Origin of the sequence: Bradyrhizobium oligotrophicum (genome assembly GCF_051168495.1) — a bacterium.
Taxonomy (GTDB): Bacteria; Pseudomonadota; Alphaproteobacteria; order Rhizobiales; family Xanthobacteraceae; genus Bradyrhizobium; species Bradyrhizobium oligotrophicum_A.
Window position 1 is genome coordinate 465,780 of the sequence record NZ_JBNPVB010000002.1, and the last position, 20,864, is coordinate 486,643.

16 protein-coding genes are annotated in these 20,864 nt (G+C 65.7%); 3 read left to right on the top strand and 13 right to left on the bottom strand.

The features are described 5' to 3' along the window. Window positions 1-96: 96 nt before the first annotated feature. Complete coding sequence (locus tag ACQR1B_RS05660; RefSeq protein WP_434834269.1) at window positions 97-963, bottom strand: 3-keto-5-aminohexanoate cleavage protein; 867 nt, start codon at window positions 961-963, stop codon at window positions 97-99. A 183-nt stretch (window positions 964-1,146) separates the two neighbouring features. Here ACQR1B_RS05660 and ACQR1B_RS05665 point away from each other — a divergent pair, with 183 nt between their 5' ends. Next, complete coding sequence (locus ACQR1B_RS05665; protein WP_434834268.1) at window positions 1,147-3,729, top strand: cation-translocating P-type ATPase; 2,583 nt, start codon at window positions 1,147-1,149, stop codon at window positions 3,727-3,729. Here the strand turns inward: ACQR1B_RS05665 and ACQR1B_RS05670 are convergent. The 4 genes from ACQR1B_RS05670 to ACQR1B_RS05685 form a co-directional block, all read right to left on the bottom strand. Further along, the gene (locus ACQR1B_RS05670; RefSeq protein ID WP_434834267.1) at window positions 3,699-4,490 is read right to left on the bottom strand and encodes a helix-turn-helix domain-containing protein; all 792 of its coding nucleotides are present in this window, start codon (window positions 4,488-4,490) and stop codon (window positions 3,699-3,701) included. The genes ACQR1B_RS05665 and ACQR1B_RS05670 overlap by 31 nt on opposite strands. A 131-nt stretch (window positions 4,491-4,621) precedes the next feature. Beyond that, window positions 4,622-5,278, bottom strand: a complete 657-nt coding sequence (locus ACQR1B_RS05675) for a glutathione S-transferase family protein (protein WP_434834266.1) — start codon at window positions 5,276-5,278, stop codon at window positions 4,622-4,624. After that, window positions 5,278-6,444: an acyl-CoA dehydrogenase family protein gene (locus tag ACQR1B_RS05680; RefSeq protein WP_434834265.1), complete on the bottom strand. Its 1,167-nt coding sequence runs from the start codon at window positions 6,442-6,444 to the stop codon at window positions 5,278-5,280. Before ACQR1B_RS05680 ends, ACQR1B_RS05675 begins: the two co-directional genes overlap by 1 nt. Window positions 6,445-6,648: 204 nt before the next feature. Then, entirely contained in the window at window positions 6,649-7,788 is a 1,140-nt protein-coding gene (locus ACQR1B_RS05685) for an acyl-CoA dehydrogenase family protein (RefSeq protein WP_434834264.1), read from the bottom strand. A gap of 304 nt (window positions 7,789-8,092) precedes the next feature. Between ACQR1B_RS05685 and ACQR1B_RS05690 the strand changes: the two genes are divergently transcribed. Continuing rightward, a complete protein-coding gene (locus tag ACQR1B_RS05690) occupies window positions 8,093-9,325 on the top strand; it encodes an ABC transporter substrate-binding protein (protein WP_434834263.1) in 1,233 nt (410 codons plus the stop codon). A gap of 1,675 nt (window positions 9,326-11,000) precedes the next feature. On the opposite strand, the gene ACQR1B_RS05695 is transcribed toward ACQR1B_RS05690, so the two are convergent. The 4 genes from ACQR1B_RS05695 to ACQR1B_RS05710 form a co-directional block, all read right to left on the bottom strand. Beyond that, window positions 11,001-12,029, bottom strand: coding sequence for a S1C family serine protease (locus tag ACQR1B_RS05695; RefSeq protein WP_434835318.1), 1,029 nt, complete (start codon window positions 12,027-12,029; stop codon window positions 11,001-11,003). A gap of 79 nt (window positions 12,030-12,108) precedes the next feature. After that, on the bottom strand, window positions 12,109-13,377 hold the full coding sequence (locus tag ACQR1B_RS05700) for a c-type cytochrome (RefSeq protein ID WP_434835319.1): 1,269 nt from the start codon (window positions 13,375-13,377) through the stop codon (window positions 12,109-12,111). Between the two features lie 8 nt (window positions 13,378-13,385). Next, window positions 13,386-15,152 carry a GMC family oxidoreductase gene (locus ACQR1B_RS05705; RefSeq protein WP_434835320.1) on the bottom strand — a complete coding sequence of 589 codons (1,767 nt, stop codon included), beginning with the start codon at window positions 15,150-15,152 and terminating at the stop codon, window positions 13,386-13,388. Between the two features lies 1 nt (window position 15,153). Then, a complete protein-coding gene (locus ACQR1B_RS05710) occupies window positions 15,154-15,948 on the bottom strand; it encodes a gluconate 2-dehydrogenase subunit 3 family protein (protein ID WP_434835321.1) in 795 nt (264 codons plus the stop codon). A gap of 221 nt (window positions 15,949-16,169) precedes the next feature. Here ACQR1B_RS05710 and ACQR1B_RS05715 point away from each other — a divergent pair, with 221 nt between their 5' ends. Continuing rightward, window positions 16,170-16,943: a thermonuclease family protein gene (locus ACQR1B_RS05715; RefSeq protein WP_434835322.1), complete on the top strand. Its 774-nt coding sequence runs from the start codon at window positions 16,170-16,172 to the stop codon at window positions 16,941-16,943. 51 nt (window positions 16,944-16,994) lie between these two features. Here ACQR1B_RS05715 and cyoD read toward each other — a convergent pair whose 3' ends face one another. From cyoD to ACQR1B_RS05735, 4 genes are read right to left on the bottom strand one after another with little or no spacing between them, the layout of a single operon-like run. Continuing rightward, window positions 16,995-17,384, bottom strand: a complete 390-nt coding sequence (cyoD, locus tag ACQR1B_RS05720; RefSeq protein ID WP_434835323.1) for a cytochrome o ubiquinol oxidase subunit IV — start codon at window positions 17,382-17,384, stop codon at window positions 16,995-16,997. Beyond that, window positions 17,381-18,010 carry a cytochrome o ubiquinol oxidase subunit III gene (gene cyoC, locus ACQR1B_RS05725; RefSeq protein ID WP_434835324.1) on the bottom strand — a complete coding sequence of 210 codons (630 nt, stop codon included), beginning with the start codon at window positions 18,008-18,010 and terminating at the stop codon, window positions 17,381-17,383. Before cyoC ends, cyoD begins: the two co-directional genes overlap by 4 nt. After that, complete coding sequence (gene cyoB, locus ACQR1B_RS05730; protein ID WP_434835325.1) at window positions 18,010-20,010, bottom strand: cytochrome o ubiquinol oxidase subunit I; 2,001 nt, start codon at window positions 20,008-20,010, stop codon at window positions 18,010-18,012. The genes cyoC and cyoB overlap by 1 nt, the downstream gene beginning before the upstream one ends. Next, window positions 20,000-20,833, bottom strand: coding sequence for a cytochrome ubiquinol oxidase subunit II (locus ACQR1B_RS05735; protein ID WP_434835326.1), 834 nt, complete (start codon window positions 20,831-20,833; stop codon window positions 20,000-20,002). Before ACQR1B_RS05735 ends, cyoB begins: the two co-directional genes overlap by 11 nt. Window positions 20,834-20,864 lie beyond the last annotated feature (31 nt).

Genomic DNA, 20,864 nt, shown 5'->3' on the forward strand with positions numbered 1-20,864 from the left:
GTCATTGCGAGGAGCCGAAGGCGACGAAGCAATCCAGGGGCGTCACACGCAGCTCTGGATTGCTTCGCTGCGCTCGCAATGACGGAGTATCCGGCGTCAGTTGATTGCCCCAAACATCTGCCGCGCCTCGGCTGGGCTCGCGATCTCGCGACCCGCGCGGCGCGCGCAGGCGGCGATCGCCTCGATCAGCTGGCCGTTCGAGCTCACCTTGGTGCCGTCGCTGAGATAGAACGTGTCCTCGAGCCCGGTGCGCAGATGGCCGCCGAGTTCGGCGCAGCGCTGGTGCAGCGGCCAGATCTCGGCGCGGCCGATCGCCGTGACCTGCCAATGCGCCTCCGGCAGCTTCAGCTTCAACAGGATCGGCAACAGCTCCGGATCGGCGGGCATGCCCGAGGCGACGCCCATGACGAAATTATACTCGAGCGGACCTGCGTACATCCCGGTCTGACGATACATGCCGACGCAGCGCACGATGCCGACGTCGAAGCATTCGAACTCCGGAATCGTCCGCGCGTCCTTCATGACAGCCAGATAGTCCTGGATCTTCTCGACCGAGTTGTCGAACATCATCGGCGGCCAGGCCCAATTGTTGTCCGCCTTGACCTTGAGATAGTTGAGCGAGCCGGCGTTGCACGCGGCAATCTCTGGCCGCGTCTCCCTGATGCAGTCGAGCGCGCCCTGATAGTTCGGCCCGGAGACGCCCGAGGTGTGATTGATGACCACGCCCGGACAGGCCTCGCGGATCGCCTGCTGGATCTCGCGCGAGACCGCGACCTCCCACGACGGCAGATGTCCCTTGCCCGGCGCCTGCTGGCGCAGATGGATGTGCATGATCGACGCACCCGCGTCATAGGCGCGGCGCGCCTCGCGCGCCATCTCCTCCGGCGTGACCGGCACGTGATGCTGCCTGGGATCGGTGAGCACGCCGTTGAGCGCGCAGGTGATGACGGCTTTGTCGCTCATGGCACTCGTTCGGTCTGACGCGCGCAACACCGGATGCGCTGATGATCCGCAGCATGGGAATATTGCGGTCGATCTGCTTGCGTTGACTGGCTGACAGGAACTAACCCTGCCGATATTGCTTTGCGTCAAGCCCAGGGCGAGGGGCCGCGCTATGCAGTTGCGACGACCGTCATCGAGGGTGCCATGCCAGCCGGCTTACAGACTGCTTCCATCGGCCCGGTCGGGCTGAGCGCGGCCGAGGCATCCGCGCGCCTGCAGGCCGAAGGCTTCAACGAGCTGCAGCAGGCCCGGAGCCGCTCGGTCCTCCGTCTCATCGCGGACGTGCTGAAGGAGCCGATGTTGGCGCTGCTGCTCGCCGGCGCCGGCATCTATCTGCTGCTCGGCGACCACGCCGAGGCGATCCTGCTCGGCGTCTTTGCCTCGGCCTCGATCGTCATCACCATCGTGCAGGAGGCGCGCACCGAGCGCGTGCTGGACTCGCTGCGCGATCTCTCCAGCCCGCGCGCGCTGGTGATCCGCGACGGCGAGCAGATGCGCATCGCCGGCCGCGAGGTCGTCCGCGGCGACCTGATCGTGCTCACAGAGGGCGACCGCGTCGCCGCCGATGCGGTGCTGCGGCAATGCGACGATCTGCTGACCGATGAGTCGTTGCTGACCGGCGAGTCGGTTCCGGTGCGCAAGCGCGCTGCCGCGGGCGGGGAGACCGTCGCGAGCCAGGCCGCGGGCGGCGACGATCAGCCGCTGGTGTTCTCCAGCAGCCTCGTGGTGCGCGGAACGGGCCTCGCCGAGGTGACCGCCACCGGGCCGCACACGGCGATCGGACGAATCGGCCAGGCGGTGACCGCCGTGGAGACGGAAACGCCGCGGCTGCAGCAGCAGACCACGCGGCTGGTCACGGTGTTCGCGATCGGCGGCGGCATCGTGGTTGCGATCACGGTCGTGCTCTATGCGGTGTATCGCGGCGGCTGGCTCGACGGCGTGCTCGCGGGCATTGCGCTGGGCATGTCGATGCTCCCCGAGGAATTCCCGCTGGTGCTCACCGTGTTCATGGCGATGGGCGCCTGGCGCATCTCGCAGGCGCGGGTGCTGACGCGACGCGCCTCGGCGATCGAGTCGCTCGGTGCGGCCACGGTGCTGTGCACCGACAAGACGGGCACCTTGACGCAGAACCGGATGACGGTGGCGAGCCTGATGCGGCGCGACGGCGCGGTGCTCGCGCCCACAGCCGCATCGCCGGACGCCGTGACGCCGGAATTCCGCGACCTCGTCGCCACGGCGGTGCTGGCCTGCGATCCGCAGTCGCATGATCCGATGGAGAAGGCATTGCAGGCGATCGGCGCCGAGATCCCAGGCACGAAGCTGCTGCGGCGCTACGGGCTGCGTCCCGAGCTGCTCGCGATGACCAACGTGTGGTCCTCAGGCGGACGCGAGGTCGTGGCCGCTGCCAAGGGCGCGCCGGAGGCCATCGCCGGTCTCTGCGGCATCACCGGCGCCGCGCTGTCCGAATTGCAGGCGCAGGTCGAGACCATGGCCGCCGACGGATTGCGCGTCCTCGGCATTGCGTGGGCCAGCTGGGACGAGGCCGAATTGCCGGAGGCGCAGCAGGCGTTTCCCTTCACGCTCTGCGGCCTCGCAGGCTTTGCCGATCCGCTGCGGCCGGAGGTGCCCGCCGCCGTCGCCGAATGCCGCTCCGCCGGCATCCGCATCATCATGATCACCGGCGACTATCCGGCGACCGCCGCCGCGATCGCGAGGCGGGCCGGACTCGATCCGGAGCGTGTCATCACCGGCGCCGAGCTTTCGACCCTCGACGACGACGCCCTGGCGCAAGCGGCGCGCACGCCGACGGCGTTCGCGCGCATCATGCCCGAGCAGAAGCTGCGCATCGTCGACGCGCTCAAGGCCGATGGCGAGATCGTCGCGATGACCGGCGACGGCGTCAACGACGCGCCGTCGCTGAAATCGGCGCATATCGGCATCGCGATGGGCGGCCGCGGCACCGATGTTGCGCGCGAGGCCTCGGCGATCGTGCTGCTCGACGATGATTTCGGCTCGATCGTGAAGGCGATCCGGCTGGGCCGGCGGATCTACGACAACCTCCGCAAGGCGATGTGCTTCATCCTCGCGGTGCATTTTCCGATCGCCGGCCTCGCGCTGCTGCCGCTCGTGACCGGGCTGCCGCTGCTGCTCGGCCCCGTGCACATCGCCTTCCTGGAGATGATCATCGATCCCGTCTGCTCGCTGGTGTTCGAGGCCGAGATCGAGGAGCACGACGTCATGCAGCGGCCGCCGCGCGATCCCTTGGAGCCGCTGCTGCCGCGCGCGCTCGTGCTGTGGGGCGCGCTGCAGGGCATTCTGGCGCTGCTCGCGACATCCGGTGTGCTGCTGATGGCGAGCCGGGCCGGCATGCCCGAGGACGAGATCCGCGCGCTGGTGTTCTTCGCGCTGGTGTTCGTGATCGTCAGCCTCGTCTTCGTCAACCGCTCGTTCTCGAGCTCGCTGCGCGACGCCTTCACGCGGCCCAACCGGGTGCTGCTGCTGGTGATCGCGATCGTCGTCGCCGTGCTCGCGACCAGCCTGACCTGGCCGGTGGCGGCGGCCCTGTTCCGGTTCGGCCCTCTGCATGCCGACGATCTCGCGGTGACCGTCGGCGCCGGCCTCGCCACCTTGATCGTGCTCGAACTGTCGAAGTTTCCGCTGCGCGCGGCGCTGACGCGGCGCGCAGCGAAGCCGGCTCAGGTCAAGGCGGCCTCGCCGCTGCGATAGATCGCGAGATCGCGCGAGCCCGAGAAGATCGCGCGCGGCTTCAGGCCGTAGAAGCGGCGGATCGAATGGCTGAAATGCGTCGAATCGGGATAGCCGATGTCCTGCGCGAGATGCGCGAGGTTGAGATCCTGGTTGGCATAGTTCAAGAGATGTCGCGCGCGCTTCCAGGCCCGGAACGAGCGGAAGGAGATGTCGGTCTCCTCCTTGAACAGATGCAGGAAGCGCGAGGTCGACAAGCCCACCGCGGCGGCGCAGCTCTCGGCGGTCGCCGGCTCGCCGGAGAAGCGGCTGATCAGGCCGATCGCCTTGACCACGCGCGGATCGAGCGTCCGCTGCGGCAGCACCTCGCCGAAGCATAGCCGGTCGAAGATCGCGCTGGTGACGTCGCCGGAGAGCGGCCGCTGCACCAGCTCCTCATAGGCGGCGCGGATGCGGCAGGCGAAGGCCTCGGCCTCGCGGGTGACCTTGCTGGCGAAGCGGTCCAGCGTGCCGATCGGCACGCTCTCCGGCTCGATGGTCACGACGATGACGGTGCGATAATCGCTCTCGATGGTGTGCGGCTTGTTCGGCGGCACGACCAGCAATTCGCCGCTGCGCGGTTCGGCGCCGTCGGCCAGCAGCCGCAGACTGCCGGTCAGCGCGACATAGATATGGAACGCGCCCGAGCAGCGCTGGCGGGGACGGCCGAGCAGCCCGGCGTAGAAGACGCGCTCGGGCGTGATCAGCATGAGATGGCCGGAGTCCCGGCGGGTCACATCCATGGTCTTCCTCCTGAGACGCGGCTCTGTCGGCCGCTTCTTTGGGAACGAACCATAGCGCAATTCGCGCCGCTGTCATCGGCGATCACGTGTCAATTATTGTCGCGGTTAAGGGCCCGCGTGGTCAGAATTGCTCAACCGCGGACCCGCGGCGGGATGCCCTGCTCCGCGCCGGCGCGCTGCTCGGCCGCGAGGGCCCGCTGGTAGCCGTCACGCTGCTGCAGCCGCGCCCAATACGCCGCCACATTCGGGCCGAAATCCTTGGCAAGCCCGAGCGTATCGGCCAGCCGCAACGCATAGCCGATCACGATGTCGGCGGCCGTGAAACGGCCGGCGCACAAGAACTCGGCATTGGCCGTGGCTGCCTCCACCGCGCGCAGCCGGCCGAGAAACCATTTGGCATAGTCGGTCGCGACCTGCGCCGAGCGCCGCTCCTCCGGCTCGAGCTGCGTGTATCGCAATACCAGCGTCTGCGGGAACGTCAGCGTGGCGTCGGAGAAATACATCCAGTTCAGGAACGCGCCGTAGGCCGCCTCGTCGGGCCCGACCATCAGCGGCGTCGGGCCGTGCTTGACGCCGAGATAATGGCAGATGCCGGAGGACTCCGTCATCTTCGTCTCGCCGTCGATCAGGAAGGGAATGGTGCCGAGCGGATTGATCGCCAGGTACTCCTTGGCGAACACCCGCGGCGGGAACGGCAGCATCTTCAACTCATACGCCAGCCCCAGCTCCTCCAGCATCCACAGCGGGCGGAACGAGCGGGCGCCGTCGCAATGATAAAGCGTGATCATCAGGCATTCCCCTTGGCCGGGCCCGGCAACGTTCCCATCATCTTGCACAGGATGGTGAGCATGACTTCGTCGGCGCCGCCGCCGATCGAGCTCAGGCGCGAATCACGATAGGCGCGGCTGACCGGCGTCTCGTTCATGAAGCCCATGCCGCCCCAATATTGCAGGCAGGCATCGGTGAGCTCGCGCCCGAGCCGGCCGGTCTTGAGCTTGACCATGGTCGCGAGCCGCGTCACGTCCTCGCCCGCGATCAGCGCCTCGGCGGCCTGATAGGTCAGCGCGCGCAGCAGCTCGACCTCGGTCTGCATCTCCGCGAGCTTGAAGTGGACGACCTGGTTGTCGAGGATCGAGCGGCCGAATGCCTTGCGGTTGCGGGTGTACTCGATGGTCGCATTGATGATCGCTTCATGCGCCTTCAGGCAGGCGGCACCGGCCCACAGCCGCTCCTCCTGGAACTGCATCATCTGATAGGTGAAGCCCTGCCCCTCTTCGCCGATGCGGTTGCGCTTCGGGACTCGGACATTGTCGAAGAAGATCTGCGCCGTGTCCGACGAGCGCATGCCCATCTTGTCGAGCTTGCGCGCGACCTGCACGCCCTTGCTCTTCATCGGCACGCAGATCAGCGACTTGTTGCGGTGAACAGGCCCGTCGCTGGTGTTGGCGAGCAGGCAGATGAAATCCGCCTGGGTGCCGTTGGTGATCCACATCTTGCCGCCATTGATGACGTAGTCATCGCCATCGCCACGCGCCTGGGTCTTGATCGAGGCGACGTCGGAGCCCGCGCCGGGCTCGGAGACGCCGATGCAGGCGACGTAGTCGCCCGAGATCGCCGGCGCCAAAAACTCCTTGCGCACGGTGTCGGAGCCGAACCGCGCCAGCGCCGGCGTCGCCATGTCCGTCTGCACGCCGATCGCCATCGGAATCGCGCCGCAATTGATGGCGCCGAGCTCCTCCGCCATCATCAGCGCGTAGGAATAGTCCAGCCCCTGGCCGCCGAACTCGACCGGCTTGTTGAGGCCGAGAAAGCCGAGATCGCCGAGCTTCTTGAACAGCTCATGCGCCGGGAAGATGCCGGCCTCCTCCCATTCATCGACATGGGGGTTGATCTCCGCGGCGATGAACTTCTGCAGGATGCGGCGCGGTTCGTCATGGTCGGCGGTGAAGAGCATGTTTCATTCCCTGTCATTCCGGGGCGAGGTCAGCAGACCTCAAGATACATTCGGGCCTCATGGTTCGAGACGCGCCAAGGTGGCGCTCCTCACCATGAGGGTCTGCTGCTCGCCACAAAGAAAGTCCTCGTCCTGAGGAGCCCACCGGAGGCGGGCGTCTCGAAGGACGGCTACATCGGGATAGTCTCCACAGCAAATCCCTTATCACAATCCCATCTGCCGGCTGGCCAGGTCCTTCATGATCTCCTCGGTGCCGCCGCCGATCGCATTGACCTTGACCTCGCGATAGATCCGCTCGACCCGGATGCCGCGCATGAAGCCGGCGCCGCCGAAGATCTGCACCGCCTCGGAGGCGCAATGGGCCATGGTCTGCGTCGCCTGGTTCTTCATCATGCAGATCTCGGCGACGGGATTGTCGCCCTGCCCGAGCCGCCACGCCAGCATTTCCAGCATCGCCTGCGACGCCGCGACGCGCTGTGCCATGTCGACCAGCTTGTGCCGGATGACCTGGTGCTGCGCCAGGGGCTTGCCGAAGGTCTGTCGCTCTTTCGCGTAGCCGATCGCATCGTCGAGGCAGACGCGGGCGAACGCCGTGCAGCTCGCCGCCATGCCCATGCGCTCAGAATTGAAATTGTGCATGATCAGCTTGAAGCCCTGGCCCTCCTCGCCGATCAGGTTCTCCGCCGGAACACGGCAGCCGTCGAAATGCAAGGTCGCGGTATCCGACGCCCACCAGCCCATCTTGTTGAGCCTGGTGCGGGTCAGCCCGGGCGTGTCGCCGGAAACAAGCAGCAGGCTGACGCCGGCCGCGCCCGGCCCGCCGGTACGCACCGCAACGGTGATGTAGTCCGCGCGCATCCCCGAGGTGATGAACGTCTTCTCGCCGCTGACGACGTAATGGTCCCCATCGCGGACCGCCTTGGTCCTGAGGTTCGCCACATCCGAGCCGCCGCTCGGCTCGGTGATGGCGAGCGCCGAGATCTTCCGCCCGGCGAGAATCTCCGGCAGCACCCGCGCCCTCACCTCCGGCTTGGCGGCGCGCGCAATCGGCGGCGCGCCGATCGAATGGCTCATCAGGCTGGCGCTGACGCCGCCGCAGCCGGCCCGCGCCAGCTCCTGCGAGGCGACGATGTGCATGAATTGATCCGACGGCACCCCGCCGAACTCCTCGGGGAAGCCGAGGCCGAGCAGGCCGATCTCGGCCGCCTTCGCATACAGCGCCCGCGGAAACTCGCCAGCCTCGTCCCAGGCGTTCGCGAACGGCGCGATCTCCTTGTCGACGAAGCGCCTGACGACGTCGCGGAAGGCCTCGTGCTCGGCCGTGTAGAACGGGCTCTTGGTCATGGCGCTGTCGGGGTCCTGCTTCGTGCGCTGAAGAAGATGCGCTGGATGCGACGGTATCAACTTGCGTCGAGTGGCTGACCGGCGAAATCACCTGCAGACTCGGCGGATGGCCCCGCCGCTTCCCGGAGCCAGCGCCTGGACGCAAGACAGTGCATCGCACACATCTGCCCACTTGCTCCCGACCAGCGGCCATCCATGGTCGCCGCTGCCACAGGCCAGGAAACAAGCCAAAGAAGCAAGCCGAAGAAGCAATTCAAGACCAAGAAACGGCAATCACAAAACCAACCAAGAGGAAGCCCAGGGAATGTCGCCGATCACGACCAGGACTCTGCTCTCTTTTGCGGCCGCAGCCGCCCTCTCCGTCCTCGCCAGTCACGGCGCGCTTGCGCAGAAGAAATACGACACCGGCGCCACCGACACCGAGATCAGGATCGGCAATGTCGAGGCCTATAGCGGCCCGGCATCGGCCTACGGCATCATCGGCAAGACTGAGGAAGCCTATTTCAAGATGATCAACGATCAGGGCGGCATCAACGGCCGCCGGATCAACTTCATCTCCTATGACGACGGCTACAGCCCGCCGAAGACGGTCGAGCAGGTGCGCAAGCTGATCGAGAGCGACGAGGTGTTCCTGGTGTTCAACGCGCTGGGCACGCCGACCCAGACCGCCGTGCAGAAATATCACAACGCCAAGAGGGTGCCGCAGCTGTTCCTGGCGACCGGCGCCAGCAAGTGGAACGACCCGAAGGAATTCCCCTGGACCATGGGTTTTCAGCCCAGCTACCGCGTCGAGGCGCGGATCTTCGCCAAGTACATCCTGAAGGAGAAGCCGAACGCGAAGATCGCGATCTTCTATGCCAATGACGATTTCGGCAAGGACTACGTCCTCGGTATCAAGGAAGTGCTGGGCGACAAGGCCAAGACGATGATCGTGGCCGAGGAAAGCTACGAGACCACCGAGCCGTCGATCGATTCGCATATCGTCAAGCTCAAGGGCACCGGCGCCGACGTGTTCGTCAACATCTCCACGCCGAAATTCGCCGCCCAGGCGATCAAGAAGATCGCCGAGCTGGAATGGAAGCCGATGCACCTGATGACCGACGTCTCGATCTCGATCGGCGCCGTGATGAAGCCGGCCGGCCTCGACGCCTCCGAAGGCGTGCTGTCCGCCGGATATCTCAAGGACCCGTCGGATCCGCAGTGGAAGGACGACGAGGGCATGAAGAAGTTCATGGCCTTCATCGACAAGTACATGCCCGGCGCCAACATCTCCGACGCCAACCTCGCCTATGGCTATGCCGCGGCGCAGACCATGGTGCAGACCCTGAAGCAGTGCGGCGACAACCTCACCCGTGAGAACGTCATGAAGCAGGCCGCCTCCTTGAAGGATTTCGCGCCGGACACCCTGATCCCCGGCATCAAGGTCAACACCGGCCCCAACGATTTCGCCCCGATCGAGCAGCTCAAGATGATGCAGTTCAAGGGCGGCAAATGGGACCTGTTCGGCGACATCATCAGCGCGGATGTCGGGGGGTAGACGCGGGCGGACGACCTGCGCGTCGATCCCGTGAGTCACGCGCCCTGCCGCGCATGCACCGTCTCCGCCAGTTACGACAATCGCATGCGATGAGAACGAAGTTGGTGGCGCCTGACATCGAAACAACTCGCGCCGCGAATGCGGTGCACCCTCTCTCCTTGTGGGAGAGGGTGGTTTCCATGCGGAGCATGGAAACCGGGTGAGGGGTTGCCACGGGCTGAGGCATGCGTGTGTGGCACGAACCCCTCACCCGAACGTGTCTGTGGCTACCGACGGTGTAGCCCTCTCCCACAAGGGGAGAGGGCACAATCATTGGCTACGCGCAGACGCGGCGCCGACAAGCTCGTAAAGATCGAGCAGAGAATTTCCGCAAAAGAATGTCTTGCTATTTTTCCGAATTCATGATTATCTCCGCCCATCCCGCCTCACCGCAGAGGGGCGTAGCGCGCGATCGTCACGACACGCGAGGTGGGGATGCGATGGCCGCGGTCTGCCGCAGCGTGTCTTCGGGCGCGCCGACGAACGGTTGGACCGTGGACGTGAAGTCGCAGCGTCCTGATACCCCGACGCTGGTATCACCCGCGCAATGCGCAAGCATTGTCGCGGCATGGTGGCCAACAAGCCCGGCGCACCAGGGAGACTGCGTATAAGCGTGAAGACCGTCGCGCAGGGAATGCCGGATGATCGGCCTTGCCTGTGGTACCTGCCGCCTGCATTCTTTTCGCAGGCGGGCCATGGGTGAGGCCTTCACCCGGCATTCCCTGCGCCCTCTGCACCGTTTGCGAGGGACGAACTGATCGCAAGCCTCGGGCATGACGTGCCGCGAGAACGCGCTGACACGTACGTGCTGTTTGAGACCGTGAACCAGACAACGCCGAGCGACGCTGCCGTAGGGCGGGCAAAGGCGCGCCGCCGAACTGCGCGACGAGCCACACTCCATCGCGCGCCGTGCCCACCATCGCCTCTGCCCGCGCCGAAACATCCCGCGCCGAAACATGGTGGGCACACGACGGCCCTGCGGGCGGCTGCTTTGCCCACCCGAACTACGAGCTGTTCAAGATGCCGCACGCCAATGACTGCGCCCTCTCCCCTTGTGGGAGAGGGCATGTAGGACGGTGCAGCGAACTCGGTCGGGTGAGGGGTATCTCTCCACGAACGCGACTCGCGGAGAGATACCCCTCACCCAAGCGAGCGCTTGGATGGGCCGTCCATGCCCTCTCCACAAGGGGCGAGGGCGCTGTATCGAACAACGCGCCGCCGACCAACTTCTCGGCGGGCAAAGGCGCGCCGCCGAACTGCGCGACGAGCCACATTCCATCGCGCGCCGTGCCCACCATCGCCTCTGCCCGCGCCAAAACATGGTGGGCACGCGACCGCCCTGCGGGCGGCTGCTTTGCCCACCCTACGTACTACGAACTACGAACTGTTCGAGAAGATGCCGCACGCCAATGATTGCGCCCTCTCCCCTTGTGGGAGAGGGCATGTAGGACGGTGCAGCGAACTCGGTCGGGTGAGGGGTATCTCTCCACGAACGCGACTCGCGGAGACATACCCCTCACCCAAGCGAGCGCTTGGATGGGCCGTCCATGCCCTCTCCCACAAGGGGCGAGGGCGCTGTATCGAACAGCGCGCCCCGCTGTGCCGGTCATCGCAAGCACGATGCTCTCGCGATGTATCAACCTCTTGCCGCCGGCTTGCGCTCCACGGGATGGATGTCGATGCCGCGCAGCCGGCCGAGCCGCAGCACGTCCATGGCCACGGTGCGGCCGATGCGGTCCCGGTCGAGCACGCGGATCAGGTCGTCGACGCCGTTGATGTCGACGCCGTCGAGCCTGATCACGACGTCGCCCGGCAACAGGCCGGCGCGTGCCGCGGGCCCGTCCGGCTCGATCTGCATCAAGAGCGCGCCCATCTTGTTCTCGACGCCGGCCAGCACCGCATGACGCCGCGGCACCGGCGCGGTCTGGCCGGACACGCCGACATAGGCGCGGCGGACATAACCGTGGCGGATGATCTCCGACAGCACGAATTGCGCGGTGTTGCTGGCGACCGCAAAGCAGATGCCCTGCGCGCCCTGGATGATGGCGGTGTTGATGCCGATCACCTCGGCGGCCGACGACACCAGCGCGCCGCCGGAATTGCCGGGATTGAGCGCGGCGTCGGTCTGGATGACGTCCTCGATCATCCGGCCCGAGACCGAGCGGATCGAGCGGCCCAGCGCCGAGACGACGCCGGCCGTGACCGTCGATTCGAAGCCGAGCGGGTTGCCGATCGCGACCACCAGCTGGCCGCGGCGCAGGCTCTTGGAATTGCCGAGCGACGCGTAGCGCAGGTCACGGGCATGGTTGGCGCGCAGCAGCGCCAGGTCGGTGTCGGGATCGACGCCGAGCACCTGCGCGTCGGTGACGACGCCCTCAATGTCACGCAGCCGGATCGACTTGGAGGTGCCGACCACGTGGCTGTTGGTCAGCACGAGGCCGTCCGGCGAGATCACGATGCCCGAGCCGAGCCCGCCGCGCTCCGCGCGCGAGCCGGCTTTGGAGCCAGTCTCGACGCGCACGACGGCGGGACCGACGCGCTCGGTGACGTCGATGACGGCATTGGAATAGGCGTCGAGCAAGCCCCGATCGTCGGGGGCTGCCGATTGAGACGCCTGCGCCGGCGACAGCGAGTCGCCGGCGAGATCGGAGGTAAAGTCCAACATGGCGAAATTTCCTTCGCCACATCAGATGGGTAGCGGGCCACGCCGGCGCAAGCGCCGGCCATGGCCGCTCATCCGGCCGCTAGTCCGCCGCGCCGGTCACCTTGCCGCGGATGGTCTTGACGGCATCCGCCGTCACGGGAGACGCCGCATTGCCCCAGCTGTTGCGGACATAGGTGACGACCGCCGCGATCTGCTCGTCGTTCAGGCGATAGCCGAACGAGGGCATGGTCGGCGCGGTCGGATGCGTCGCCGTTGCCGCCGCCTGCCCGCCTGTGATCACGACATGGATCAGCGAGGCCGGATCCTCCTGCGTGACGACCGTCGCGCCTGCGAGCTTCGGGAACACGCGGTCGATGCCTTCGCCGGAGCGGACATGGCAGGCCGCGCAAGTGTCGACGAAGATCGCTTCGCCGACCTTCATGCGGCCGTCACTCGCAGCAACCGGGTTCGGAGCCGGCGTGCCGGCTGCGCCGCGGTCCTTGAGATAGACCGCCATCGCCTTCAGATCCGCATCCGGCATCTTCGCCGTCGAATTCTCGACGACGTCCTTCATCGGACCACTGGCAATCACACCGCGCGCCTGCCCGGTCTTGAGATATTGCACGACCTCATCGATCGACCATTTGCCGAGCCCGGCGTGCATGTCGTTGGTGATGTTCGGCGCGGTCCAGCTGTCGATCTGGCCGCCCTGCAGATAGCGATCGGCCTTGTTGGCGCCGAGCGCGTTGAGCGGGGTATGGCAGGCGCCGCAATGGCCGAGGCCTTCGACCAGATAGGCGCCACGGTTGTACTCCTCCGATTTGCCCGGGTCCGGCTTGAACTCGCCGGCCGTGAAAAACATTCCGTTCCACACCGCCATCGAGCTGCGGATGCTGAACGGGAACGGCAGCGTGTTGCGGTCGACGCTGTTCGAGACCGGCTCCAGCGTCCGCAGATAGGCGAAGATCGCATCCGAATCCGCCCGCGTCACCTTGGTGTAATAAGTGTAGGGGAATGCCGGATAGAGCCGCGTCCCGTTCGGGCGTTTGCCCTCATGCATGGCGCGGGCGAAATCGTCCGCGGTCCAGCTGCCGATGCCGGTGGTGTTGTCCGGCGTGATGTTCGGCGTCATGATCGCCCCGAACGGCGTCTGCAGCGCGAGCCCGCCGGCGAACGGCGTGCCGCCCGGCGCGGTGTGGCAGGCGACGCAGTCGCCCGCGGTCACCAGCGCCCGGCCGCGGCTCGCCTCCACGAACGTGTCGGAGTCGGCCATTGCGGCCGCGGGCATGGCAAGCAGCGCCGCCGCGACGATCCCACGCGCCGGCATCCGACGCAGCCACGGGCTGCGCCCGATCCAGTTTTTGTTCACGTTCGCACTCATTGCTGCACGAGGGCCCCAGGTGATTTCAGATATTTGCTCTGGATGGCGTCGAGCGCCCAATACGCCAGCGCTCCAACGGTCCCCGTCGGGTTGTAGCCGGCGTTCTGCGGGAAGGTCGACGCGCCCATGACGAACACGTTCGGGACATCCCAGCTTTGCAGATAGCGGTTCAAGACGCTGGTCTTGGGATCGGTGCCGGCGACGGTGCCGCCGGTGTTGTGCGTGCTCTGATAGGGCACCGTCGACCACGGCGTGTTGAGCCGGTTGAGCTGGGTGGTCTTGGCGCCCATCGCCTTGGCGATCTCGTTGCAGCGCTCGGCCATCCAGTTGGCCATCTTGATCTCGTTTGGCTGATAGTCGAACGTCATCCGCATCAAGGGCCGGCCGAGCGGATCCTTATAGGTCGGATCGAGGTCGAGATAGTTGGCGCGATAGCTCATCACGCTGCCCTGCGCGCCGACATTGGTGACGCGTTGATAGGTCTCGCGCACCGCCTTCTTCCAGGTCGAGCCCCAGGTCGGCGTGCCCCGCGGCGTCGGGCGATACATGATCGGCCGGCCGTTGGTGTAGGCGTTGGTGATCGAGGCGCCGCCCACGAAGCCGTGCGGCCCATGGTCGAAATTGTCGCTGTTGTAGTCGTCGAGCGCGGCGCCGAGCGAGCCGGCGGCCGCGAACGGGTTGAAGTTGACGTTGTCGAAGAACGCGGTCGCGCCCGAGCCGGTCTGATAGGCGTAGTTGCGGCCCACCACGCCCTCGCCCGTCTTCGGGTCATAGGGCTTGCCGATGCCGGACAGCAGCATCAGCCGCACGTTGAACAGGCCATAGGCGCACAGCAGCACCAGATCGGCCGGCTGTTCCCACTCCTCGCCGTTGGCATCGACATAGACGACGCCGGTCGCCATCTTGCCGTCGCCGGACAGCTTGACCCTGGTGACCTCGCATTCGGTGCGGGCCTCGAAATTGGGCTCGCGCACCAGCGCCGGCAGGACGCAGGTCTGCGGCGAGGATTTCGAGTAGTTCGAGCAGCCGAAACGCTCGCAGAAGCCGCAATAGGTGCAGGGCGCCATGCTGCAGCCGTACGGGTTGGTGTAGGCCGACGAGAGGTTCGCCGAGGGCCGCGGGAACGGGTGCAGGCCGAGCTCCTTCGCCGCCTTCGTGAACAGCTCCTGCGAATAGCCCTGCTTCAGCGGCGGGGTCGGATATTCGCGCTCACGCCAGCCCTCGAGCGGATTGCCGCCGGGCTGGATCTGCCCCTTGATGTTGCCTGCCTTGCCGGAGATGCCGAGGACCTGCTCGAACCTGTCGTAGAACGGCTCGAGCTCGTCATAGCTCATCGGCCAGTCCTGGATCTGATGGCCCTCGGGCATGATGCCCTCGCCATAGCGCTCGATCATGTGGCTGCGGATGCGGAAATCGTCGGGCAGGAACCGCCAGGTCTGGCCGTTCCAATGCGATCCGGCGCCGCCGACGCCATTGCCGGGCAGGAAGCTGCCCCAGCGGCGGATCGGCAGCGCGGTCTGCGAGGAATTGTTGCGCATGGTCAGCGTTTCCTGACGCGTGCGCAAGAAGATGTCGTGACGGACCGCATAGCGCAGCTCGTCGGGCGCCGTGCCGATGTTGAAATCGGTCGCAGTGTCGCGCCAGGGACCGCGCTCGATCGCGACCACGTCGAGACCGGAGCGGCAGAGCTCGAGCGCCAGGATCGACCCGGTCCAGCCGAGGCCGACGATTGCAACATCCTTGCGTGGAAGACGGCGTGCCATGTCAGCGTACTCCCCAGGCCGGCTGGCCCTGCATGCTGACCGGAGGCAGCGTGTATGGTTTGTTCGGATTGTCGATCACGTCACGGAAGTCGTAGCGGACCCCGGGGAAGCCGATCAGCTTCCAGCCCGCCATGTCCTTGTTGCCGCCATAGATCGGATCGGCGAAGAAGCCTTCCATGGTGTTGGCGTGCACCGCGTTGAACAGCATGCGGCTCGAGAAGCCGTCGAACTTCACGTCGCCCTTCTCCATGCCGGCGAGCAGCTTGTCCTTGTCCTCGGCGGACAGTTCGACGAAGCCGCGGCCGCCGAAATTGGCCTTGCAATAGGCGGCGAGCGCCGCGAGGCCCTGGCGATATTGCTGGCGCGGCGTCAGCGGCGACTGCAAGCCCTGCGTCGGCAGCGGGTTGGAGGAGAAAGGTCCCTGCATATAGAGCCAGTCGTGGCCGCCATAGGGACCCGTCAGCTGGCGATCGATGAAGGTGGTGACGCCGGACTCCTTGGCGCCGGGGCCGAGTTCGTCGGCCGGGATCAGCCGATCGACGATCGCATCGACGACGGCGGCTTCCTCGGCGGTGAAGAACAGCCAGCCGCCCGGCACGACCGGGGTCACCGGATAGACCTCGTTCGGCCGCCACGGCAGCACCTTGGTGACGACCTTGGCGGTTGCGCCGGAGGTCGTGATCAGCAGCGCCGCCGTCGCCAGCAAACTGCGCCGCGACATGCCCGAGTGTTTTGGTTTCTCGGTCGGTGGCGCGAACTTCGCGCGCATCGCCGCTCGATCGTTGGTGTCAGTCATGTTCCCTCAGCCGAAACTCGCTTCAGATGGTCCGAAGCTGATCCCTCCTTAGACAGATTCGTAAAAGAAATTGCTTGCGGTGGAATGCAATTGGCTCATGGGGCTCTGCGCAAACGCGACGCAGCTGCGGCAGACCACGACCGCGTGTCGTCCTCTGCATGAAAATTGATCACCTGGGGCGCTGGATGCTAGGACAGCCCCCTGGGGATCGAGGGCAAGGCATGCGGACGTGGCGGACGGTTGGTCGGACAGCTGTAGTGATCTCGCTGGCGCTCGCGGGGGCGTCGAGCCCGGCGCTGGCTGCCGGCGCCGTGGTTCGGAGCGGTGATACCCTTCAGCTCGGCGACACGGTGTTCCGGCTCGACGGCATCGATGCGCCGGAGGTCGATCAGCTGTGCATCGACGACCGGGCCGATTCCTGGAGCTGCGGCGTCGAGGCACGCGAGCAGCTCACCAAGCTGATCGGCGGCCGCTCGGTACGCTGCGACGATCTCGGTCCCGACAAGCCGCTGAAGACCCACAAGATCGGTGTCTGCACCGTCGATGGCGACAAGATCAGCCTGAACCAGCAGATGGCGCGCTCCGGCTATGCCGTCAGCGCCGATCAGGCCGTCAAGTATCGCGCCAAGGACGATGTGGCCGAGGCGAAGGAGGCGCTGCGCGGGCTATGGAAAGGCTGCCTGGTCGCGCCGGGCGAATTCCGCACCAACAAGAGGGACGGCGCCCTGCTCGGCGCCGCCTGCCGTGCAGACCGTGACCGCGAGATCCGCGCCGTGCTGTTCCCGGATGCGCCGAGCGCGCCGCCCGGCTGCACCATCAAGGGCAAGTTCGCCGTGCGCGCCCGCATGACCGGCAACATCGGCATCTATCATCTGCGGGGGTGTCCGAGCTATCCGGCCACGACGGAGCCCGATCGCTGGTTCTGCTCGGAGGACGACGCCCGCGCCGCCGGCTTCCGCCGCGCCTTCAACTGCCGGGCGCCGAAGGGAAAGTAAGCAAGCTCCACCATGCGACGTCGCTGCGCACGAGAGCCATCGGCGGCCGCCTCACCGCTGCATCTGCATCAGCTGATCCATCGGCATCATGTTGGTGTTGAGGTGGCCCATGATCCAGAGCGATCCGCCGACGATCAGAAACACGATCAACAGGCCGAACGCCAGCGCCAGCACGTTGTTGGTGTTGTCCGGTCCGGTCGTGATGTGCAGGAAGAACACCAGATGCACGCCCATCTGCGCAATCGCGAGGACGACCAGCGCAACGGGAATGCTGGGCTGCCAGACGAGATCGGTGCCGGCGATGAAGAACGAAGTCCCCGTCAGCAGCGCGGCCACGGCAAGTCCCACCAGATAGCCAAGCACCCGCAGGCGCAGGCTGCCGTGCTCCTGTTCACCCGGCGCGAGATCAGCATGATCCGCTTCATGCGCAGGCTCGCTCATGTCGCGCTCCCCAACAGATAAACCATGGAAAACACCGCGACCCAGATGATGTCGAGCGCGTGCCAGAACAGCGCAAAACACAGGATCCGGCGCTGGATGTCGGCGCGAAATCCCTTGGCCACGACCTGCGCCATCATGGTCAGCAGCCACAGGATGCCCGCAGCCACGTGCAAGCCGTGGCAGCCGACGAGGGTGAAGAACGCAGATAGAAAAGCGCTGCGGCTGGGGCCCGCGCCGCGCTGGACCAGATCGGCGAACTCCATCACTTCCAGCGTCAGGAAGGCCGCTCCCAACAGGCCCGTGACGGCCATCGAAACCTGGAACCAGATCCGGTTGCGCATGTCGGCCGCGATGCTGGCCATCCCGCAGGTGAAGCTCGACAACAGCAGCAGCACGGTTTCGATCGCGACGTTCTTCAGGTCGAACAGCTGCGCCCCGCCGGGGCCGCCGGCGGTCTGTCCCGACAGCACCGCAAAGCTCGCGAAGAAGCACGAGAACATCACGATGTCGCTGAGGAGGAAGATCCAGAAACCGTAGCTGGTCACGATCCGCTTGGACGCCGGCCCGGCGTGCGCGACGCTTCCCAGCCGGTGCGGATCGGCGTGTGCCGTCAGTTCGACCGACATCACGCGCCTCCCGCGCTGGTCAGGAGCCTGCTGCGCTCGTCGAGATTGATGCGGTCGATCCTGGCCACGTCGGTGGCCGGAATGACGTACTCGTCATGATCGCGCCAAGCGAACACCACGAAGGTCGCGAAGGCGCCGAGCATGCCCGCGATCACCATCCACCAGATGTGCCAGATCAGGGCAAAGCCCGTCACCGTGGCGAAGAAGGCGCAGACGAAGCCGGTCGGCGAGTTGCGCGGCATTTCGATATCGCCGTAGTCCGGCATCCCCTTGTCGTGGTCCTGCTGCTTGGCACGCGCCTTCATCGACCAATAGGCATCCTCGCCGCTGACGTCGGGCATGACGGCGAAGTTGAACACTGGCGGCGGCGAGGCGGTGGCCCATTCCAGCGAGCGGCCGTTCCAGGGATCACCGGTGCGGTCGCGCAACTGCTCGCGCCTGGCGATGCTGACGACGAGCTGGGCGATCTGGCAGGCAATGCCGATCGAGATCAGAATCGCGCCGATGCCGGCGAGCAGCAGCCAGGGCCGCCACTCCGGCACGTCGTAGTGCTGCATGCGCCGGGTCATGCCGAGCAGGCCGACGACATAGAGCGGCATGAAGGCGGCATAGAAGCCGACCAGCCAGAACCAGAACGCCGCGATGCCCCATCCCTCCTGCAGGCGGAAGCCGAACGCCTTCGGAAACCAGTAGGTATAGCCGGCAAAGGCGCCGAACAGCACGCCGCCGATGATGACGTTGTGGAAGTGGGCGACCAGGAAAAGGCTGTTGTGCAGCAGAAAGTCCGCCGGCGGCACCGCCACCAGCACGCCGGTCAGGCCGCCGATGATGAAGGTCACCATGAAGCCCAGCGACCACAGCATCGGTGGGGTGAAGCGGATGCGGCCGCCATACATCGTGAACAGCCAGTTGTAGATCTTCACGCCGGTCGGAACGGCGATGATCATGCTGGCAACGCCGAAGATCGCGTTGACGTCGGGCCCTGCCCCCATCGTGAAGAAGTGATGCAGCCACACCGTGAACGAAATGACGCAGATCGCCATGGTGGCGAGCACCATCGAACGGTAGCCGAACAGCGGCTTGCCGGAAAACGTCGACACCACCTCGGAGAACACACCGAACGCCGGCAGCACAAGGATGTAGACCTCGGGGTGGCCCCACGCCCAGATCAGGTTCATGAACATCATGACGTTGCCGCCGGCCTCATTGGTGAAGAAATGAAAGCCGAGGTAACGGTCGAGGATCAGCATCGCGAGCGTCGCAGTCAGGATCGGGAACGCCGCCACGATCAACAGGTTGGACGCCAGCGCGGTCCAGCAGAACATCGGCATCCGCAGCAGCGTCATGCCCTTGGTGCGCAACTTCAGCACCGTCGTCGTCAGGTTGATGCCCGAGACCAGGGTGCCGACGCCGGAGATCTGCAACGACCAGAGGTTGTAATCGACGCCGACGCCGGGCGAATAGGTCAATTCGGACAGCGGCGGATAGGGCAGCCAGCCGGTGCGCGCAAACTCACCGACCAGGAGCGAGACGTTGACCAGCAGCGCGCCGGTCGCGGTCAGCCAGAAACCGACCGAGTTCAAGGTCGGAAACGCCACGTCGCGCACGCCGAGTTGTAATGGCACGACCAGATTCATCAGCCCGATCATGAACGGCATCGCCACGAAGAAGATCATGATAGTGCCGTGGGCGGAGAAGATCTGGTTGTAATGCTCGGGCGGCAAGAATCCCTGCGAATGCAGGGCGAGCGCCTGCTGGCTGCGCATCAGCAGCGCGTCGGAGAAGCCGCGCAGCAGCATGATCATGGCGAGGAAGATGTACATGACGCCGATCCGCTTGTGGTCGACGCTGGTGATCCATTCTCTCCAGAGATACGGCAGATGACCCTTGACCACGACCCAGGCCAGCACGGCCAGGACGAGAAGGATGACCACACCGGCCGCGATCAGCGGAATCGGTTGCCCCAGCGGGATCGCATTCAACGTCAGCTTACCGAACATTGCCGACTGCGCTTTCCGGCTTCGCGGGGTTGGTGGTCAATTTCGGCCCAGGAGCCGGCGGCGTCTGTTGGCTTGCGATCTTTCCGAACAGTTCGGGATCACCCAGGCGATAGGTCATCGGCGTCTTCTCGATCGATTGTTCCGAGAGTTTTTTGTAGGCGTCGACATCGAGCACCTGGTCGCCCTGCAGGGTGGACACGGCCCAGCTGTCGAACGCCACCGGCGACACGACGTGGGTGTCGAACATCATGTCGGGAAAGCCGTCGCCACTGAAATGCGCGGAGATACCTTGAAGGGTGCCCTCCTCGTCGGCGCGCAGCTCCAGACGGCTGACCATGCCATTCATGGTGTAGATCATGCTGCCGAGCTGCGGGATGAAGAAGGCATTCATCACGCTGCCGGATGTCAGCTCGAACCGCAGCGGTGCGCCGACCGGCACCGTCAATGCGTTGACCGTCGCAATTCGCTGATCCGGATAGATGAACAGCCATTTCCAGTCGAGCGAGACCACCTGGATACGGATCGGAAATCCGGTGCCGGGCACCGGCCGTGCCGGGTCGAGCTGGTGCGCACCGATCCAGGCAACGCCGCCGAGCAGCAGCACAGTGAGCGCAGGGATCGACCACACCACCAGTTCAACGCGTCCGGAATAGGCGAATTCGGGCCGATATTCAGCCTTGCTGTTGGACTGCCTGAACCAGAAGGCGAAGGCAAAGATCGCACAGATCGTCGGCACGACGATCGCCAGCATGATGGCGACCGAGCCCAGCAGAATGGTCTTTTCGGCTGCAGCGATCGGCCCTTGCGGATCGAGAATGTTCATCGGCTATCCGGCCCTGGTCCGAGCCAGAACA

Excerpts from the sequence above, each read along its gene's own strand:
- ACQR1B_RS05660 (WP_434834269.1), bottom strand. The coding sequence starts at position 963 with ATGAGCGACAAAGCCGTCATCACCTGCGCGCTCAACGGCGTGCTCACC.
- ACQR1B_RS05665 (WP_434834268.1), top strand. The coding sequence starts at position 1,147 with ATGCCAGCCGGCTTACAGACTGCTTCCATCGGCCCGGTCGGGCTGAGC.
- ACQR1B_RS05670 (WP_434834267.1), bottom strand. The coding sequence starts at position 4,490 with ATGGATGTGACCCGCCGGGACTCCGGCCATCTCATGCTGATCACGCCC.
- ACQR1B_RS05675 (WP_434834266.1), bottom strand. The coding sequence starts at position 5,278 with ATGATCACGCTTTATCATTGCGACGGCGCCCGCTCGTTCCGCCCGCTG.
- ACQR1B_RS05680 (WP_434834265.1), bottom strand. The coding sequence starts at position 6,444 with ATGCTCTTCACCGCCGACCATGACGAACCGCGCCGCATCCTGCAGAAG.
- ACQR1B_RS05685 (WP_434834264.1), bottom strand. The coding sequence starts at position 7,788 with ATGACCAAGAGCCCGTTCTACACGGCCGAGCACGAGGCCTTCCGCGAC.
- ACQR1B_RS05690 (WP_434834263.1), top strand. The coding sequence starts at position 8,093 with ATGTCGCCGATCACGACCAGGACTCTGCTCTCTTTTGCGGCCGCAGCC.
- ACQR1B_RS05695 (WP_434835318.1), bottom strand. The coding sequence starts at position 12,029 with ATGTTGGACTTTACCTCCGATCTCGCCGGCGACTCGCTGTCGCCGGCG.
- ACQR1B_RS05705 (WP_434835320.1), bottom strand. The coding sequence starts at position 15,152 with ATGGCACGCCGTCTTCCACGCAAGGATGTTGCAATCGTCGGCCTCGGC.
- ACQR1B_RS05710 (WP_434835321.1), bottom strand. The coding sequence starts at position 15,948 with ATGACTGACACCAACGATCGAGCGGCGATGCGCGCGAAGTTCGCGCCA.
- ACQR1B_RS05715 (WP_434835322.1), top strand. The coding sequence starts at position 16,170 with ATGCGGACGTGGCGGACGGTTGGTCGGACAGCTGTAGTGATCTCGCTG.
- cyoD (WP_434835323.1), bottom strand. The coding sequence starts at position 17,384 with ATGAGCGAGCCTGCGCATGAAGCGGATCATGCTGATCTCGCGCCGGGT.
- cyoC (WP_434835324.1), bottom strand. The coding sequence starts at position 18,010 with ATGTCGGTCGAACTGACGGCACACGCCGATCCGCACCGGCTGGGAAGC.
- cyoB (WP_434835325.1), bottom strand. The coding sequence starts at position 20,010 with ATGTTCGGTAAGCTGACGTTGAATGCGATCCCGCTGGGGCAACCGATT.
- ACQR1B_RS05735 (WP_434835326.1), bottom strand. The coding sequence starts at position 20,833 with ATGAACATTCTCGATCCGCAAGGGCCGATCGCTGCAGCCGAAAAGACC.